This window comes from Pseudomonas sp. MDT1-85 (assembly GCF_054898065.1).
Genome location: NZ_CM142715.1, coordinates 1,456,135 through 1,474,855, shown reverse-complemented (window position 1 = coordinate 1,474,855; position 18,721 = coordinate 1,456,135). Strand labels below are relative to the sequence as shown.

General features: G+C 59.9%; 15 protein-coding genes and 1 pseudogene. 5 read left to right on the top strand and 11 right to left on the bottom strand.

The window, feature by feature from the left end:
- Nucleotides 1–24: 24 nt before the first annotated feature.
- From cheB to ACYZT2_RS06505, 7 genes are all read right to left on the bottom strand, one after another.
- Nucleotides 25–1,035, bottom strand: a complete 1,011-nt coding sequence (gene cheB, locus ACYZT2_RS06535) for a chemotaxis-specific protein-glutamate methyltransferase CheB (RefSeq protein ID WP_461971103.1) — start codon at nt 1,033–1,035, stop codon at nt 25–27.
- On the bottom strand, nt 1,032–3,320 hold the full coding sequence (locus tag ACYZT2_RS06530; protein ID WP_461971101.1) for a response regulator: 2,289 nt from the start codon (nt 3,318–3,320) through the stop codon (nt 1,032–1,034). The genes cheB and ACYZT2_RS06530 overlap by 4 nt, the downstream gene beginning before the upstream one ends.
- Nucleotides 3,317–4,000, bottom strand: a complete 684-nt coding sequence (locus tag ACYZT2_RS06525) for a chemotaxis protein CheW (protein ID WP_461971099.1) — start codon at nt 3,998–4,000, stop codon at nt 3,317–3,319. Before ACYZT2_RS06525 ends, ACYZT2_RS06530 begins: the two co-directional genes overlap by 4 nt.
- Complete coding sequence (locus ACYZT2_RS06520; RefSeq protein ID WP_461971097.1) at nt 3,997–5,286, bottom strand: CheR family methyltransferase; 1,290 nt, start codon at nt 5,284–5,286, stop codon at nt 3,997–3,999. The genes ACYZT2_RS06525 and ACYZT2_RS06520 overlap by 4 nt, the downstream gene beginning before the upstream one ends.
- A complete protein-coding gene (locus tag ACYZT2_RS06515; RefSeq protein ID WP_461971095.1) occupies nt 5,283–5,819 on the bottom strand; it encodes a chemotaxis protein CheW in 537 nt (178 codons plus the stop codon). Before ACYZT2_RS06515 ends, ACYZT2_RS06520 begins: the two co-directional genes overlap by 4 nt.
- The gene (locus ACYZT2_RS06510; protein ID WP_461971093.1) at nt 5,819–7,441 is read right to left on the bottom strand and encodes a methyl-accepting chemotaxis protein; all 1,623 of its coding nucleotides are present in this window, start codon (nt 7,439–7,441) and stop codon (nt 5,819–5,821) included. Before ACYZT2_RS06510 ends, ACYZT2_RS06515 begins: the two co-directional genes overlap by 1 nt.
- Before the next feature lie 403 nt (nt 7,442–7,844).
- Nucleotides 7,845–8,567 carry a tellurite resistance TerB family protein gene (locus tag ACYZT2_RS06505; RefSeq protein ID WP_461971091.1) on the bottom strand — a complete coding sequence of 241 codons (723 nt, stop codon included), beginning with the start codon at nt 8,565–8,567 and terminating at the stop codon, nt 7,845–7,847.
- A 328-nt stretch (nt 8,568–8,895) separates the two neighbouring features.
- Here ACYZT2_RS06505 and ydcS point away from each other — a divergent pair, with 328 nt between their 5' ends.
- The 5 genes from ydcS (at nt 8,896) to ACYZT2_RS06480 (ending at nt 14,554) form a co-directional block, all read left to right on the top strand.
- Nucleotides 8,896–10,047: a putative ABC transporter substrate-binding protein YdcS gene (ydcS, locus tag ACYZT2_RS06500; RefSeq protein WP_461971089.1), complete on the top strand. Its 1,152-nt coding sequence runs from the start codon at nt 8,896–8,898 to the stop codon at nt 10,045–10,047.
- Nucleotides 10,048–10,152: 105 nt separating this feature from the next.
- Nucleotides 10,153–11,190 (top strand): ABC transporter ATP-binding protein, encoded by a 1,038-nt coding sequence (locus ACYZT2_RS06495; RefSeq protein WP_461971087.1) that lies wholly within the window; start codon nt 10,153–10,155, stop codon nt 11,188–11,190.
- 1 nt (nt 11,191) lies between these two features.
- Nucleotides 11,192–12,139, top strand: coding sequence for an ABC transporter permease (locus tag ACYZT2_RS06490; RefSeq protein WP_461971085.1), 948 nt, complete (start codon nt 11,192–11,194; stop codon nt 12,137–12,139).
- Complete coding sequence (locus ACYZT2_RS06485; RefSeq protein WP_461971083.1) at nt 12,129–12,953, top strand: ABC transporter permease; 825 nt, start codon at nt 12,129–12,131, stop codon at nt 12,951–12,953. The genes ACYZT2_RS06490 and ACYZT2_RS06485 overlap by 11 nt, the downstream gene beginning before the upstream one ends.
- 176 nt (nt 12,954–13,129) lie before the next feature.
- Entirely contained in the window at nt 13,130–14,554 is a 1,425-nt protein-coding gene (locus ACYZT2_RS06480) for a gamma-aminobutyraldehyde dehydrogenase (RefSeq protein WP_461971081.1), read from the top strand.
- Nucleotides 14,555–14,700: 146 nt separating this feature from the next.
- Here the strand turns inward: ACYZT2_RS06480 and ACYZT2_RS06475 are convergent, their stop codons facing one another.
- The 4 genes and pseudogenes from ACYZT2_RS06475 to ACYZT2_RS06460 all read right to left on the bottom strand — a co-directional run.
- Entirely contained in the window at nt 14,701–15,234 is a 534-nt protein-coding gene (locus ACYZT2_RS06475; protein WP_461971079.1) for a hypothetical protein, read from the bottom strand.
- Nucleotides 15,231–15,791 (bottom strand): transglycosylase SLT domain-containing protein, encoded by a 561-nt coding sequence (locus tag ACYZT2_RS06470; RefSeq protein ID WP_461971077.1) that lies wholly within the window; start codon nt 15,789–15,791, stop codon nt 15,231–15,233. Before ACYZT2_RS06470 ends, ACYZT2_RS06475 begins: the two co-directional genes overlap by 4 nt.
- 1 nt (nt 15,792) lies before the next feature.
- Nucleotides 15,793–17,988: a type VI secretion system Vgr family protein gene (locus ACYZT2_RS06465; RefSeq protein WP_461971075.1), complete on the bottom strand. Its 2,196-nt coding sequence runs from the start codon at nt 17,986–17,988 to the stop codon at nt 15,793–15,795.
- 184 nt (nt 17,989–18,172) lie between these two features.
- A pseudogene (locus ACYZT2_RS06460) lies at nt 18,173–18,292 on the bottom strand (RloB family protein); the annotation flags it as partial.
- Nucleotides 18,293–18,721 lie beyond the last annotated feature (429 nt).

The window sequence follows — 18,721 nt, the reverse complement described above, 5'->3', positions numbered from 1 at the left end:
GGCCACGATTGCTGCTAATGATAGTCATTTTGAGAAGATCTCCCGCAATCGTGGCGCTATCTTGTCCAGTGGGCGAACTTCCACAGCCGCATTGATGGCCGCGGCCGCCTTCGGCATTCCGTACACCGCACTGCTTTGTTGGTCCTGAGCGATGGTCAGGTAGCCCTGTTGGCGCATGAGTTTAAGTCCTTGCGCGCCGTCGCGCCCCATACCGGTCAGCAGAACGCCCACGGCGTCACCGCTCCAGTAACTGGCCACGCTCTCGAAAAACACATCGATCGAAGGCCGATAGATCTCGTTGACCGGTTCGGCGGTATAGGCCAGCGTGCCGTTTTTCAGCAAGCGAATATGATGGTTGGTCCCGGCCAGCAGGACCGTGCCGCTTCGTGGCGGTTCGCCTTCCTGGGCCAGGCGCACGTCCAGGCCACTGGCGCTGGCGAGCCATTCAGCCATGCCCGCGGCGAACACCTGATCCACATGCTGGACCAACACGATGGCCGCCGAAAAATCTCGTGGCAGGCCCTTGAGCAGCACTTCCAGTGCCGCCGGCCCGCCAGCGGATGACCCGATGGCCACCAGGCGCTGGCGCGAGGACGAGTGGCGGTGCGAGCTCGGTGCCGATCGCACCCGATTGCTCTTGTCGCCGATCAGCCAGCCAATGTTCATGATCTTGCGCAGCAGCGGTGCGGCGGCTTCCTGAGGATTACCGCCCCCGATAGCCGGGGTATCGACCACATCCAGCGCGCCGTAGCCCATGGCTTCGAACACCCGGTGCACGTTCTGCTCGCGGTCGACGGTGACAATGACGATCGCGCATGGGGTCTCGGCCATGATTCGCCGGGTCGCTTCCACGCCGTCCATCAAAGGCATGATCAAATCCATCAGGATCAGATCCGGGGTGTATTCGGCGCAACGTTGCACTGCCTCGGCCCCATTGCCGGCGACCCAGACCACCTCGTGCGCCGGTTCGAACGCCAAAGCGCGACGCAAAGCCTCTACGGCCATGGGCATGTCATTGACGATAGCGATTTTCATGCCCGCGCGCCTCCAATGAGCTCAACCACTGCATCCAGCAAAGCGTCATCATGAAAACTCGCTTTGGCTAGATAATAGTCGGCTCCGGCGTCCAGTCCACGGCGGCGGTCTTCTTCGCGGTCCTTGTAGGACACCACCATCACCGGCAGCGATTGCAGACGGTTGTCGCGGCGCAATAAAGACACCAGTTCGATGCCATCCATGCGCGGCATGTCGATGTCGGTGATCAGCAGATCGAAATCCTCCGAACGCAGAGCGTTCCAGCCATCCATACCGTCCACCGCCACGGCGACGTCGTAACCGCGATTAAGCAGCAGTTTGCGCTGCAACTCACGAACGGTCAGCGAGTCGTCGACCACCAGAATCCGTTTACGCGCGGCTTCGACAACCTGATTGGCGTGGCGGGCAATGCGCTCCAGACGCCCGGTGTTGAGCAGTTTGTCCACCGAACGCAGCATGTCTTCGACGTCGACGATCAGCACCACCGAGCCGTCGTCGAGCAAGGCCCCGGCGGAAATGTCCTGCACCTTGCCCAGGCGCTCGTCCAGCGGCAGTACCACCAACGTCCGCTCGCCGATAAACCGCTCGACCGCCACCCCGTAGATCGCCTCGCGCTCGCGAATGACCACAACTTTAAGGGTCTGCGCGTTGTTCTGGCTCGCCGGACGATGCAACAGCTGACTGGCGGCGACCAGTCCGACATGCCGACCTTCGTACCAGAAGTGCTGCCGGCCTTCGACCTGCACGATGTCCGCAGGCGCCAGGTCGCACATGCGCTCGATGTGCGCCAGCGGGAAGGCATACGCCTCGTCACCGACTTCCACCACCAGACTGCGCACCACCGACAACGTCAGCGGTACTTCGAGATGGAAACGACTACCCTCGCCCGCCGTTTGCTCCAGCACCACGGCGCCGCGCAACTGCCGGACCATATGCTGGACCGCATCTAGCCCGACGCCGCGGCCGGACACTTCGGTGACCGCGTCGCGCAGGCTGAAACCCGGCAGAAAAAGGAACGTCAGCAGTTCTTCTTCGCTCAACTGGGCGGCGGTCTCGGCTGGGGATAACTGCCGCTCGACGATGTTGCGGCGAAGTTTTTCCAGATCAACACCATTGCCGTCATCGCTGAGTTCCAACACCAGCAGACCGGCCTGATGGGACGCTCGCAAACGGATCACGCCCTCCTCCGGTTTGCCAGCCAACCGCCGCTGTTCCGGGGTTTCGATGCCGTGATCCACCGCATTGCGCAGCAAGTGCGTCAGCGGCGCTTCGAGTTTTTCCAGAACGTCGCGATCGACTTGGGTCTTGTCGCCCTCGATCTCCAGCCGCACCTGTTTGCCAAGGTTGCGGCCGAGGTCGCGGACCATGCGCACCTGCCCGCTCAGCACGTCGGCGAATGGCCGCATGCGACAGGCCAGCGCTGTGTCATACAACACCTGCGCGCGCTGGCTGGCATGCCAGGCGAACTCATCCAGTTCGGCGTTCTTTTCCGCCAGCAATTGCTGGGCCTCCGTCAGTAACCGACGGGCATCGCCCAAGGCTTCCTGGGCTTCGAGACTCAAGGCATGGTCCTTGAGATGAACGTTGAGGTTTTCCAGCGCCCGCAGGCCGTTGCTCTGCATGCGTTTGAGGCGCTGCATGGTGGCCAGATGCGGCTTGAGCCGCTGGATTTCCACCAGGGATTTACTCGACAAGTCGAGCAGGCTGTTCAAGCGCTCGGCCGTGACGCGCAATACGCGTTCGCCACTTTCGGTGGTGCGTTTAGCCGTGGGCGCTGGTTCGACGGGCGTTGCCGGGGAGGCTTCGGTGGCGGCCGGCATGGACGGCTCAACCTTGGGCGTCGGCGGTTCCAGCTGAAGTTCTGCCATCGGCGGCACTATGGGGGCAACGCCCGCCATGTGATCAAGCAGCCGTCCCATCAAGACGACGTAAGCGTCGATATCCGCAGGCGCCGGAGCGTTGCCCGGCGTCGCAATCCGCATCAGCAGATCGGTGCCTTGCAACAGTGCATCAATGTGTTCGGGCCGCAGGTACAGGCGCCCTTCCTGGGCGCTGACCAGGTAATCTTCCATCACATGGGCGACGCTGACCCCGGCATCGACCCCGACAATCCGCGCCGCGCCCTTGAGCGAATGGGCCGCGCGCATGCATGACTCAAGGTAATCGGCCTGGGTCGGATCGCGCTCAAGCGCCAGCAGACCGGCGCTCAGCACCAGGGTCTGGGCGTCGGCTTCGAGGCTGAAGAGTTCCAGCAAAGAGGCGTCACGCATTTGCTCGGGGGTCATGTGAGGCTCCGGGTCACGGCGGACAGCAGCTGTTCTTCATCCAGCCAACGCAGGCTGCGACCTTTGAATTGCAAGACGCCACGGGTGTATTTGGCGCTGGCCTGGGTGCCGGACCGAGATGCCGCATCGAGAATGCGTTCGTCGATGGCGTGAATCCCGTCCACCTCGTCCACCGGCACCACCACCGGGCCGCCGTGGGCAGCGATGATCAGCATCCGCGGCATCACCCGCGCGCCAGACGCCACGCCACTGGCGCCGTCGAGCCCCAGCAGTTCCACCAGCGACAGGCACGCCACCAAGGCACCGCGTACATTCGCCACCCCGAGCAACGCCCCGGAGCGCTGATGCGGCAAGGAGTGAATCGCCTGCAACGGCGCCACTTCGACCAGGCTGCGAGTGGCCAGGCCCAACCATTCTTCGCCGAGGCGAAACATCAGCAGCGAGCGGGTTTTCACCTCGCTCTCGGCCACCGTGGACACTTGCTCGCGATCGTCCTGCTGCAACGCATAGCGGTCGAGCAAGCGCGTGGCGGAGGCCGAATACACCGCACAGTTGCGGCAATGAATATGCTCGCTCAGCAACGGGCAAGACTTGTCGCCGTGGATACCGATGCGGTTCCAGCAGTCGCCGATGGTCTGGGCATCTTCATGGGTGACGCTCAAGGTGTCGGCGGCGTTCATCGTTTACGCTCACTGTCTGCGGCGCGCTCGCTGCGGGCGGCGCGGGCCTGCAATCGTCTGGCTCCGGCCGTGTCGCCCTGGGACTGGAGCAAGGCGGCCAAGTGCATCAATGCGTCGGGGTGTTGCGGTTCGAGGTACAACGCCTTGCGATAAAAACCCTGGGCCTGGAGAGCGCTGCCGGCGACATCGCTGAGCAGCCCCAGCCAATAGAACACCTGGGCCACCGGCTCGTGACTGCGTAAAAAACTGTCGCACGCGGCGCGGGCCTCTGCGCTTTTACCTTCATTGGCCAGCGCGGCGATGTTCGCCAGCAGCGTGGCGGCGTCTGACGGGATAGCGTCCGAAGGGGTGGCCGAAAGGTTGGCGGCGACCTGAGGCATCGGCACCACCGTCGCGAAAGGCCGACTGCGCACTGGCGGCGGTGCCACACTGCGCACCGGTTGTTGCACCGGCAGCGGCGTCGGCACGAAGGACGCAAGCGGTTCGGGCGCACTTTGACGACTGAAGGCAAACGACTGCGGGATACCAATCGAGCGCATGCCGAAACGCCCCAGCAGACTGCCCTCCGCCGGGCCGATAAACAGCACGCCGTCGACGTGGGTCAGGCGCTTGAGCACTTCGAACACTTGCTGCTGGGTTGGCTGATCGAAATAGATCAGCAAATTTCGACAGAACACGAAGTCATAAGGCGGCTCACTGGCCAGCAAGGCCGGGTCGAGCAGATTGCCGACCTGCAAACGCACCTGCTCAAGCACGCGCCCGCTGAGACGATAATTGTCGTTTTCAACCGCGAAATGCCGCTCGCGAAAGTCGATGTCCTGACCACGAAACGAATTCTTGCCATACAGCGCGTGCCTGGCCTTTTCCACCGACAGCGGGCTGACATCCATGCCGTCGACTTTGAACTGGTGCGGCGCCAGCCCGGCATCGAGCAATGCCATGGCGATGGAGTATGGCTCTTCGCCGGTGGAACACGGCAGACTGAGAATCCGCAGGGCGCGCATGTTATTGATCGCCGCCAGCCGCTTGGCCGCCAGTTTCGCCAGCGTGGCGAAGGATTCCGGGTAACGGAAAAACCAGGTCTCGGGGACGATCACCGCTTCGATCAGCGCCTGTTGTTCGTCGCGCGAGCCCAGCAGGGTGTGCCAGTACTCATCGGCCGTGAGCGCCCGAGCCGCCGTGCAGCGCTGGCGCACCGCGCGTTCGATGATCGCCGGGCCGACCGAACCCACATCGAGGCCTATACGTTCCTTGAGGAAATCGAAAAACCTTTGATCGCTGCTCATCCTTGCTCCTCAAACTGCGCCAGGTCCAACGGCGGCGAGGGAAACAACAAGGCGCGGACTTGTTTGTCCAGCAAATCGGCAACCCGCACCCATTGCAGTAAACCCTGGGCATCTTCGCGCACAGGGCCCAGGTACGGCGCTTGGCGATTGTCCAGGCCATAAGGCTGAAAATCCGCCGGATTGCAGCGCAACGTGTCGGTGGCCTGTTCCAGAATCAGCCCGAGCAATTGCGCAGGCGTCGCCTCATCCGGCCGATAGTGCACCAGCACCAGCCGCGTACTCGTACGGGCCTGGGCCGGTTGACCGAACGTCAGGGCGCTGAGGTCGATCACCGGCACCACCGCACCGCGATAGGCAAACACCCCCGCCACCCAGGCCGGCGCCCGGGGAATGGGTTTCAACGGCAGCTGCGGCAGCACTTCGGCTACCTCGATGGCCTGCAAGGCGTAACGCTCGGTGCCGATGCGGAACACCAGAAACAACGACTGCTTCGCCGGCATCACCGCGCCGCTCTTGACCGCGAGCTCGCTCATCAGACTTTGAATCGCGAGACGCCGCCACGCAGCCCTACGGCCACCTGGCTCAGTTCGTCGATGGCGAAACTGGCCTGACGCAGGGATTCGACGGTCTGGCTGCTGGCATCGCCCAACTGCACCAATGCGTGGTTGATCTGCTCGGCACCGGTGGCCTGGGCCTGCATGCCTTCGTTGACCATCAACACCCGTGGTGCCAGCGCCTGAACCTGATGGATGATCTGCGACAGCTGCTCGCCCACCGACTGCACCTCGGACATGCCACGACGCACTTCTTCGGAAAACTTGTCCATGCCCATGACCCCGGCCGACACCGCCGACTGGATCTCGCGCACCATCTGCTCGATGTCGTAGGTGGCCACAGCGGTCTGGTCCGCCAGACGCCGCACTTCGGTGGCGACCACGGCAAACCCGCGACCATATTCACCGGCCTTCTCGGCTTCGATCGCGGCATTCAGGGACAGCAGGTTGGTCTGGTCGGCGACTTTGACGATGGTCACCACCACCTGATTGATGTTGCCGGCCTTCTCGTTGAGGATCGCCAGTTTGGCATTGACCAGATCCGCCGCGCCCATCACCGAGTGCATGGTGTCTTCCATGCGTGCCAGCCCTTGCTGCCCGGAGCCGGCCAGCACCGAGGCCTGATCGGCGGCGGTGGAGACTTCGGTCATGGTGCGCACCAGATCCCGCGAGGTGGCGGCAATTTCCCGCGATGTCGCACCGATTTCGGTGGTGGTCGCTGCGGTTTCGGTGGCCGTGGCTTGCTGCTGCTTGGACGTCGCGGCGATTTCCGTGACCGACGTGGTGACCTGCACCGAGGAGCGCTGGGCCTGGGACACCAGCGAGGTGAGCTCGGTCATCATGTCGTTGAAGCCGATTTCCACCGCGCCGAACTCGTCCTTGCGATCAAGATCCAGGCGACTGCTGAGATCGCCGGTGCGCATGATTTCGAGGATATCCACAATGCGATTCATCGGTGCCATGATCGCGCGCATCAGCAGCAGCCCACACAGGCCGGCGACGATGATCGCTACCAGCAAAGAGACGCCCATGCTGATTTTGGCAGCTGTCACCGCTTCGCCAATGGCCAGCGAGGCTCTATCGGCCAGGTCATGATTAATTTCGATAAGGGTGTTCAATTGCTTGCGCCCATTGACCCAGGCCGGCGTGAGCTTTTGCTCCAGGGCAAGGCGCGCTGGCTCATACTCTTTGCGCTGATAGAGCTCAAGGACGTTGGTCAGCTCTTGATTGAAGAGCTGATGGCGCGCTTCGAATTCGTCGAATGCGGCCTGATCTTCCGGTGAAAAAATAGTCTTGCGGTAGTGGACCATCTGCTCGCTCAAGCGCTCTTCGAAACTCTTGTACATGGCGTGGTCGGCGGGTGTTATTTCGCGACGTCCCGAAAGACCGACAATCTGCTGGGTGAGGTTATAACTGTCGACCCAGGCACCGCGCATCATCGAACTGAAATACACCCCGGGAACCGCATCGGTACGGACCCTTTCCGCGCTGGCGTCGATTTTCATCAGCCGAGAAAAAGACACCACGACCATCAACAGCATGATCGCGATAATCACCGCAAAGCTCGCCAAAATGCGTTGGCGCAACGTCCAGTTCTTCACAGTCAGTCCTCGGTGCGGTTCAAATTGCGGGGGAGTATAGCCGAGGGGGTGTTTCATTTATCAGACGCTGAACTCCGCTTTTCATCTTGTCGACAAAAAGCCGGGATTCGGCAGAAACGGACCGTGGATTGGTCATTGGAGAAAGTGGTCGCGGCCGAAGACGCCATCGCGAGCAGGCTCGCTCCCACACGTTGACTACTGCCGCACACAGACTGTGTGTTCACTGCAGATCTATTGTGGGAGCGAGCCTGCTCGCGATAGCGTCCATTCAGTGAAAAAACTGTTGCCTGACACACCGCTTTCGCGGGCAAGCCTCGCTCCTACAGTTAATGGTCGTACGCACGCTTGTCGTTCGACACGATCCTGTAGGAGCGAGGCTTGCCCGCGAAAGCGATCTAAAGACCTACACCGAAGCCTGCCGCACCTGCTTCTCCAATTCTGCCTTCAACCCCGGTTCCAGCTTCAACTGCCGCGCCAGCTCATCGAGGTAGGACTTCTCCATGAAGTTCTCCTCATCCACCAGCATCACACTGGCGATGTACATTTCAGCTGCCATTTCCGGCGTGCTGGCGGCACGGGCGACGTCGGTCGGGTCCAGCGGTTTGTTGAGTTCGGCGTGCAGCCAGTGTTGCAGCTCCTGATCGTTGTCGAGCTTGCTGAACTCGCCTTCGATCAATTGGCGCTCACGCTCATCGACATGCCCGTCAGCCTTGGCCGCGGCTACCAGTGCCTTGAGGATCGCCTGGCTGTGTTGCTCGACCTGGGCCGCTGGCAAGCGGTCGAGAGTTTGCGGTTCGGTTCGAGGCGCAGTGCCTTGCTGGGCCTGCCAGTTGCCATACGCTTTGTAGGCAATCACGCCCAGTGCGGCGAGGCCGCCGTAGATCGCCACTTTGCCGCCGACCTTGCGCACCTTCTTGTTGCCGAGCAACAGGCCCATGGCGCCAGCCGCCAGAGCACCGCCGCCGGCGCCAGATAGCACACTGCCGAGGCCACCCGAACCACTGGTGCCACCGAGTAGTCCACCCAGTCCACCACTGGACGCCTTGTTCTGGGTGCCGCCGGCCTTGTTCTGCAACAGATCCTGACCGGATTTGAGTAGTTGATCGAGCAATCCACGGGTGTTCATTTTGCTGCCTCCACGAATTCGGGTTAACCGGATCTTTAAGGCCACCAGCCTAGATCGAAAGTGCCCGACGATTGAGAGCGAGTGTGCTTCCAGATGTTGCTCACATTTAGGCAAACGGGCGGGAACGCCCCCATGCCATTTATTTCATCGAATGCAGCCTTTGAGATTTGTCGACCGTAAAAACGCGCACTAGGCTGGATAAATCCATAAGACAGCCCGGCCTCAGTCTGCGTCTCACAAAGCACACTAAGCTAAATAACAAGCCGCACACGGCGCATCGGCCCGTTCAACACTGCCCCGACCATAATTTAAACAAGAGGGTTCACCCATGCTCGTGCACAAGACCGCACTGCTCAGTGCAATCACTACCGCGCTGCTGGCCAGTGCCAGCCTGCAGGCCGCCGAACCGCTGAAAGCCGTCGGTGCCGGCGAAGGTCAGCTGGATATCGTCGCCTGGCCTGGCTATATCGAACGGGGCGAAACCGACAAGGCCTACGACTGGGTCAGCGCTTTCGAGAAGGAAACCGGCTGCAAGGTCAACGTCAAGACCGCCGGCACGTCCGATGAAATGGTCACCCTGATGACCAAGGGCGGTTACGACTTGGTGACAGCGTCCGGCGACGCCTCCCTGCGCCTGATCGCCGGCAAACGTGTGCAGCCGATCAACACCGCGCTGATTCCCAACTGGAAGAGTCTCGATCCGCGCCTGAAGGATGCACCGTGGTATGTGGTCGACAAGCAGACCTACGGCACCCCCTATCAATGGGGCCCGAACGTGCTGATGTACAACACCAACGTGTTCAAGCAGCCGCCGACCAGTTGGGGCGTGCTGTTCGAAGAGCAGAAGCTGTCCGATGGCAAATCCAACAAGGGCCGCGTGCAAGCGTATGACGGCCCGATCTATATCGCGGACGCGGCGCTGTACCTGAAAACCGCTAAGCCGGAACTAGGCATCACGGATCCTTATCTGCTCGACGAGAAACAGTACAAGGCCGTTCTCGATCTGCTGCGCGCCCAGCAAAAATTGATCCATCGCTACTGGCACGACACCACCGTGCAGATGAGTGACTTCAAGAACGAAGGCGTGGTGGCGTCCAGCTCCTGGCCCTATCAGGTCAACGGCCTGATGAACGAGAAACAGCCAGTCGCGTCAACCATTCCGAAAGAAGGCGCCACCGGGTGGGCCGATACCACCATGTTGCACGCTGAGGCCAAGCACCCGAACTGCGCCTACAAGTGGATGGACTGGTCGCTCAAGCCGAAGGTCCAGGGCGATGTGTCTGCCTGGTTCGGCTCGCTGCCGGCGGTTCCGGCCGCGTGCAAGGAAAGCGAACTGTTGGGCGCCGAGGGTTGCAAGACCAACGGCTTCGACCAGTTCGACAAGATCGCCTTCTGGAAAACCCCACAGGCTGAGGGCGGAAAGTTCGTGCCTTATAGCCGCTGGACCCAGGATTACATCGCGATCATGGGCGGTCGTTAAGCCCTCTTCGCGAGCAGGCTCGCTCCCACATTTGATCGCATTCCCTTGTGGGAGCGAGCCTGCTCGCGATGCTTTTAAAGATTCAGATTCTTGGAGCACAGCACCATGACGCTTGCAGTCCAGTTCACCAACGTTTCCCGTCAGTTCGGCGAGGTGAAGGCCGTTGACCGGGTTTCTATCGATATCCAGGACGGCGAGTTCTTTTCCCTGCTGGGCCCCTCCGGCTCGGGCAAAACCACCTGCCTGCGCCTGATCGCTGGTTTCGAACAACCGAGCACTGGCTCCATCCGCATTCATGGTGCTGAAGCCGCCGGGTTGCCGCCGTATCAGCGTGACGTGAACACCGTGTTCCAGGATTACGCCCTGTTCCCGCACATGAACGTACTCGACAACGTCGCCTACGGTTTGAAAGTCAAAGGTGTCGGCAAAACCGAACGCCAAAAACGCGCCGAAGAAGCGCTCGACATGGTCGCCCTCGGCGGCTACGGCGAACGCAAACCGGTGCAACTCTCCGGTGGCCAGCGTCAGCGTGTGGCCCTGGCCCGCGCGCTGGTCAATCGCCCTCGCGTGTTGTTGCTCGACGAACCCTTGGGCGCCCTCGATTTGAAGCTACGCGAGCAAATGCAAGGCGAGCTGAAGAAGCTGCAACGCCAGCTCGGCATCACTTTCATCTTCGTTACCCACGACCAGACCGAAGCGCTGTCGATGTCCGACCGCGTGGCCGTGTTCAACAAGGGCCGCATCGAACAGGTCGACACGCCGCGCAACCTGTACATGAAACCGGCGACCACTTTCGTCGCCGAATTCGTCGGCACTTCCAATGTAATTCGCGGCGATCTGGCGCGGCAGTTGAGCGGCAATCCACAGCCGTTTTCGATCCGCCCCGAACACGTGCGTTTCGCCGAAGGTCCGCTGGCCAGCCATGAAATAGAAGTCAGCGGTCTGCTGCACGACATTCAGTACCAAGGCAGTGCGACACGCTATGAACTGAAGCTGGAAAACGGTCAGACGCTGAACATCAGCCAGGCCAACGTCCAGTGGCTGGACGTCAGCGCGCAACATCAAACCGGGCAACGCATCAGCGCTCGTTGGGCGCGTGAAGCAATGATCCCGCTGCACGACAATGTTGTGGGCGGAGCCTGAGATGAACAGCGTGACCGTTCCTCAAACCCCGGCCAGCGGCTCGCCGTTGCGCCGCTTTTCGAACCTGCTGTACCGGCGGCCGAATCTTTATTTGTCGCTGCTGCTGGTGCCGCCGTTGCTCTGGTTTGGGGCGATCTACCTCGGCTCGCTGCTGACGCTGTTGTGGCAAGGCTTCTACACCTTCGATGACTTCACCATGGCGGTCACTCCCGACCTGACCCTGGCGAATTTCGCTGCGCTGTTCCAGCCGTCGAACTTCGACATCATTCTGCGCACCCTGAGCATGGCCATCGTCGTGTCGATCGCCAGTGCAATCGTGGCGTTCCCGATCGCCTACTACATGGCGCGCTACACCAGCGGCAAGACCAAGGCGTTTTTCTACATCGCGGTGATGATGCCGATGTGGGCCAGTTACATCGTCAAGGCCTACGCCTGGACCTTGCTGCTGGCCAAGGGCGGCGTGGCCCAGTGGTTCGTTCAGCACTTGGGGCTGGAACCGGTGTTGCAGTTCGTGCTCGGGATTCCGGGAGTGGGCGGCAACACTTTGTCGACCTCGCATCTGGGGCGGTTCATGGTGTTCGTCTACATCTGGCTGCCGTTCATGATCCTGCCGATTCAGGCTTCACTGGAACGCTTGCCGCCGTCGTTGCTGCAAGCCTCAGCGGACCTCGGCGCCAAGCCGCGTCAGACCTTCATGCAAGTGATTCTGCCACTGTCGATTCCGGGGATCGCCGCCGGTTCGATCTTCACCTTTTCGTTGACCCTGGGCGACTTCATCGTGCCGCAACTGGTGGGCCCGCCGGGCTATTTCATCGGCAGCATGGTCTACGCCCAGCAAGGAGCGATCGGCAATATGCCGATGGCGGCGGCCTTCACACTGGTGCCGATCGTGCTGATCGCCATTTACCTGTCCATCGTTAAACGTCTGGGGGCTTTCGATGCGCTCTGATGCTTCATCTCAAGATCGGGCATCCCTGGGCCTGCGCATCGCCGCCTGGGGCGGGTTGATGTTTCTGCACTTCCCGATCCTGATCATCTTCCTCTACGCCTTCAACACCGAAGACGCGGCGTTCAGCTTTCCGCCCAAGGGCTTCACCCTGAAGTGGATCGGCGTGGCGTTCTCCCGGCCAGACGTGCTGGAGGCGATCAAGCTGTCGTTGCAAATCGCCGCCGTCGCCACATTGATTGCGCTGGTCCTCGGCACCCTCGCCTCGGCGGCGTTATACCGACGGGATTTCTTCGGCAAGCAAGGTATCTCGCTGATGCTGATCCTGCCGATTGCCCTGCCGGGGATCATCACCGGCATCGCGCTGCTGGCGACCTTCAAGACTTTGGGGATTGAGCCGGGGATGTTCACCATCATCGTCGGTCACGCGACCTTCTGTGTGGTGATCGTCTACAACAACGTCATCGCCCGCTTGCGCCGCACGTCATACAGTTTGATCGAAGCGTCGATGGACCTCGGCGCCGACGGCTGGCAGACCTTCCGCTACATCGTCCTGCCGAACCTTGGCTCGGCGATGCTGGCCGGCGGCATGCTGGCGTTTGCGCTGTCGTTCGACGAAATCATTGTCACCACCTTCACCGCCGGCCATGAACGCACCTTGCCGCTGTGGCTGCTCAACCAGCTCAGCCGCCCACGGGACGTGCCGGTGACCAACGTCGTCGCGATGCTGGTGATGATGGTGACCATGTTGCCGATTCTCGGCGCCTATTACCTGACCCGTGGTGGGGAGAGCGTTGCGGGCAGTGGCGGGAAATAACTGATAACGATTAACCCCTGTGGAAACGGAACCTAATGTGGGAGCGAGCCTGCTCGCGATGACTGACTGACATTCAACGCAGATGTCGACAGTAAGACTGCTATCGCGAGCAGGCTCGCTCCCACAAGTGCCGGTTTCAGCAGGAAAATAGGAACAGCTTCGATGAGGACATAGCCATGCAAACCAAACTCTTGATCAACGGCCAGCTCGTCAATGGCGACGGCCCCACCCAAGCCGTGTTCAACCCGGCCCTCGGCCGTGTGTTGGTAGAAATCAACGAAGCCAGCGAAGCCCAGATCGATGCCGCCGTGCGGGCCGCCGACCACGCCTTCCAATCCTGGTCGCAAACCACACCGAAAGAACGCTCGTTGCTGCTGCTCAAACTCGCCGACATCATCGAAGCCCATGGCGAAGAGTTGGCGAAGCTGGAGTCGGACAACTGCGGCAAACCCTACAGCGCTGCGCTGAACGATGAGATCCCGGCGATTGCCGACGTGTTCCGTTTTTTCGCCGGTGCCAGTCGTTGCATGAGCGGTGCGCTGGGGGGTGAATACCTGCCCGGCCATACCTCGATGATACGCCGCGACCCGGTGGGCGTGATCGCCTCCATCGCGCCGTGGAACTACCCGCTGATGATGGTCGCCTGGAAAATCGCCCCGGCCCTGGCCGCCGGTAATACCGTGGTGCTCAAGCCGTCGGAACAAACCCCGCTGACCGCCCTGCGCCTGGCAGAACTGGCGTCGGACATTTTTCCGGCCGGTGTACTTAACCTGGTGTACGGCCGTGGTTCTGCGGTCGGTACCGCACTGGTCAATCATCCGAAAGTGCGCATGGTATCGCTGACCGGCTCCATCGCCACCGGCTCGAACATCATTTCCAGCACTGCCGCCAACGTCAAACGCCTGCACATGGAACTGGGCGGCAAGGCACCGGTGATCATCTTCGACGATGCCGACATCGACGCCGCCGTGGAAGGCATTCGCACCTTCGGTTTTTACAACGCCGGCCAGGATTGCACCGCCGCCTGCCGCATCTACGTACAGGCAGGCATCTACGACCAGTTCGTCGAAAAGCTCGGCGCGGCGGTGAGCAGTATCAAATACGGTTCACAGGATGATCCATCGACTGAGCTTGGCCCGTTGATCAGCGCGCAACATCGCGACCGCGTGACCGGATTGGTCGAGCGTGCGATGGCGCAACCCCACATTCGTTTGATCACTGGCGGTAAAGCGGTGGAAGGCAATGGCTTCTTCTTTGAGCCGACAGTGCTGGCCGACGTGCAACAGGACGACGAGATCGTGCGCCGCGAAGTGTTCGGGCCGGTAGTGTCGGTCACCAAATTCACCGATGAAGCGCAAGCACTGGCCTGGGCCAACGATTCAGACTACGGCCTGGCGTCGTCGGTCTGGACCGCGGACGTCGGCCGCGCCCATCGCCTGTCTGCACGTTTGCAGTACGGCTGCACCTGGGTGAACACCCACTTCATGCTGGTCAGCGAAATGCCGCATGGCGGTCAGAAACTGTCCGGTTATGGGAAAGACATGTCGATATATGGGCTGGAGGATTACACCGTTGTACGGCATGTGATGTTCAAGCATTAAAAGCTTCGCTCCTACAGGAACTGCACTGAACCTGTGGGAGCGTGGCTTGCCCGCGATGGCGTCGCCGCATAATCAAGGAAGACCTCGATGACGCACATGCCAGATTTGAAGCTAGATATCCGACGGCAGTCGATGGGATGAAACGCTCATTTCAGGCGTAGAACCTTGAACCCATGGGTATCTGGCCGAACATCAATACTACCTGCTTCCTCTGATTGCCCTTTTCCTGCGAAATAGTCATAGACCAGAAATTTTCCAGAGACCTCGTTTCCGATATTTGGAATCACCAGCCGCATTTGCTCTTGCCCAAGATAAAGCCAGCGAGGCAGGGACTTCTCTGCAAAATCGATTCGTTCGATCGAATGACTGAGAGGGTTTTTGCGTAAAACAACACCTTTCAAATATGGCGAGCCGTAGTTGAGCGCAAATATCAAACTGGAGGAGGTGCACTTTGCCAGGACCACCTGCCCGACAAAGTCGGTATCAGGCATGTCCGAAAATGCAGTTTGTGTTTTCTGATCGAGCTCAAGAAATAAGCGCTGACCCTCTGCAGTTGATTCGGCCAGTAAAGACACCTGTGTTCCATCAGACAAAGAGCAGCCTAGAATTGACTTGGGCGGCTCTGCATAGGCGGTCCCTATTGACAGGGCAGTGATTAAATACAGCCACGCATTTTTCACTTTATATTATCCCTGAGCACCTGCATTGAGTCGGGACTGGCCGCGAGTTTTGCGGCACAGGCACTTATTTTTTTATAATAAACTCCGTTGGAAAGGCCTCGGTACTTTTTGTAGGCCTCTTCAATTGAGCTGGATACATCTATCCAATACTGCATGTACTCCGTGCCAAGTTGAATATTTTTGGCTTCGTCAAAAATGCTGGCGCTAGCGTAGAATGTCTTGCCTTCGGCAAATGCTACTTTGGTTTGGTCGTCGCTCGGCATACGCCCAAGCTCTTTCTTTTTTCGATATTTGTAAACCTGTTGCACCGCTTGCATCTGCATTTGCATCAGGCCTCGAGCATTGTGACCGGCCCCGGCATTAGCATCGAAGCGCGACTCCATATAAATCTGGCAAATGATTATGTTTGTATCAATCGAGGACTTGTTGTTGGCTTCAACCAGCTTCCTGATTTCCTTCAAACGCTTGCTGTCATCTACCACGACTGAAGCCGGTTTTTTATCGGTTACCGGAGTCAACGCTTTTTGACTTGTGGTCAAAGGCTTCGGTTTAGGCATATCAAGCGTCCCATCTTGGGTTGATAGGGGGGATGTCGTCATAAACCTCAATCACAGCCATTTCCGCTTCTGTACTTTTTATTTTTCCAGTTCTTCCTTCATCATTGGTACGTCCTGCCAGGCTCTTACCCGAAGAGGTTTTGATGACATATGGAAAATTCTTCAACGGTAACCCCGTGTTTTGATCAGTTATCAAGAAATCCAAGTCATGGTCTGTTTTTTCGAGAACTGTTTTTCGTTCTAAAAGTTGACCGGCGCTCGCGATTGCAGCCGCTAACGGGATCGATGGACCTAATGCCTGGATACCTGAACCCGCTCCCGGCCCACCCCCGGAGTTCATCTTCACCTCCGCCCCACTGATCGTCACACCTCCCGCATCCATCTTCACAAAGCTCCCGCCAGCCTTGGCCGTCAGCTCCATGCCACCCTCAACCACCACCTTCTCCCCCGCGTGGTAATGAATCTCCTGCCCCGCCTCGACAAACTGCGCCGTGCCCACCTTCAGGTGCTGAGTCACGCCAACGGTGAGGTGATCATCCGCCCGCGCTTCGGTCTTGCGATCCAGGTGGGTAACGCGATGCTCTTCCACCTTGAACTCACTAAAAACATTCGCTTCAACGGTGTCATGCCGTTCATTGCCAACACGAATCTTCTGGTCGTGCTCGATGTTTTCATCCCAATCGCGCTGGGCGTGCAGGTAGATCTGCTCCGCACCTTTCTTGTCTTCGATGCGAAACTCGTTGTAGCCCTTGCCGCCGGGCGAGCTCAGGGTTTTGAAGGTGCTGCGGGTTTTGTTCGCCGGCAGGTCGTAGGGGACGACGTGTTCCTTGTGGTACAGGCAACCGGTGATCAGCGGTTGGTCGGGGTCGCCTTCGAGGAAGGTGACGAGCACTTCCATGCCGACTCGCGGGATGGCGATGCCGCCGTAGGCGTTGCCGGCCCAGCCGGTGGCGACTCGCAGCCAGCAGCTGGTTTTGTCATCGGACTGACCTTCGCGGTCCCAGAAAAACTGCACCTTGACCCGGCCGTATTCGTCGCAGTGGATTTCTTCCCCCGGCGGGCCGGTGACGATGGCGGTCTGGCTGCCCAGGGCCTTGGGTTTCGGGTGTTCGAGGGCCGGGCGGTAATGCGCGTCCCACGGCGTGGCGAGGAAGCGGTTGCGGTAGCCCTGGTGGAAATCGTCTTTGTTGGCGGTGACGTCGCTGGTGATGTTTTCGCCGAGCACTTGCGGCTGTTTGCCTTCGTGGATGACTTCCAGCAGCAGCCAGAGGTCGTTCCATTCAGCGCGCGGGTGCTCGCTCAGGGCCAGGAAGTGACCGCTGACCAGAGTCGGCTCGTCGCCTTTGCCTTCGGCGAGCTGGTAGTCGCTGCGATGGCGTTCCAGGGCGCGGGTCGCCAGTTGCTTGCCGCGCGCGCGGTCGGTGAAGCGGCCGGGGTAGTCGTAGTCTTCGAGGTCCGGGGCGAATGCGCTTTTGGCCGCGCCTTCAGGCAGCAGCCGTGGTTTCTCGAAGTCGTAATCGCGACGGCTGACGCGGGTGGTGCGGGTTTCCAGGCGCAGGTTGAAGCGCTTGATCACCGGTTTCTCGGCGGCCATGCCGGAGTCTTGCTGGTAGCTCACGGGCGCCAGTTTGCGGAACACCGTCTGGTCATCGCCGAAGACGAGTTTGTGGCCGTTGGCCGAGTGCTGGAAGTGGAAGTGAATGCCTTCCTCTTCGCACAGACGCTGGATGAAGTGCAGGTCGGATTCGTCGTACTGCACGCAGTACGCTCGCTCGGGGTAAATCGCGCCGAGCTGGAAGCTGTAGGCGTCGGCCAAAATGCCTCGAGCCTCGAGCACCTGGGCGATGATCTTCGGCACGCTCAACTGCTGGAAAATCTGCTGGTCGTGGTTGTGCCGCAGGTAGGCCAGTTGCGGCACCAGGCTGATGCTGTAGCGGGTCAGGCTTTTGCCGGAATCGCCTTGCTCGATGCGGTAGACCAAGCCATGGATCTTGCCCTGGCCGGTGGCGCCGAAGGTCAGGCAACCGGGCTTGTGCAGCAACTCTTCGAGTTTCAGGTCGGGACGGGCGCTGACCAGCTCGATGTCGAAACAGAACGGCTGGTTGAGGGCTTCGCGGCCGACGAAGCTGAGCACCTGCAGGTCGACGGAAACGCCTTCGAGGGTAAGGGAAATATGGGTTGCGTTCGCGTCCAGCATGCCTTGAGTTCCGTCCTTTGAAAAAGCAGGGGCGGATGGTGCAGCATTAAAGTGCCACGTTCAAGGCGCAAATGCCGCAGGCCTGGAGGACAAAAACTATAGGGAAAACCCTTAGTGACAGCGTTTTGGCCAACGAATTCGGGCCTGTGCAACCGGCTGCGATCTGCTTCAGGTTGCCCAGCCCCCCGCTCGGGTGCGTGACTCCGCAGTAGGCGATTTCTACCTGAGCCTTGGCGCGAAAATGAAACGCGGCCTCCTCCAGATACCGTTTTCCTGACTTGCTATCTTCACAGAGAACCACCATGGACAGGTTTGCAACTCACGGAAGGAGCGATAATTGGAAACCGAAAATTCGATCAACATGTAGAAATCCTGCACTTAATTCCAGAAAGCAGAATAAATATAGGAAAAACCATTCATTTGGCGCTGTCTCCCTGCGCCTCGTGCAAAAACAGGAAGTTCCTACAGATGGAGCCTTCCAGCAAATACAACAATTCCTACAACAAGCGTCGCCAGAGTAGACTTGGCGCCGCGAGCGCCTTGCGGATAGGCTTCCCCCCATCGCTGCAACATCAGCGACCCGGGGTCGAAGCCGGAACACTATCAACATGGCGCATCCGCGCCCCCATATGAACTGGGGCATTTTTTGCCTTTCAGCTTCGCTTTATGGTGGGCCGTGTGGCGCGGGCCTCTCGGCTTACATGTTGATCGAGAATGTTCCGACTTCGAACGC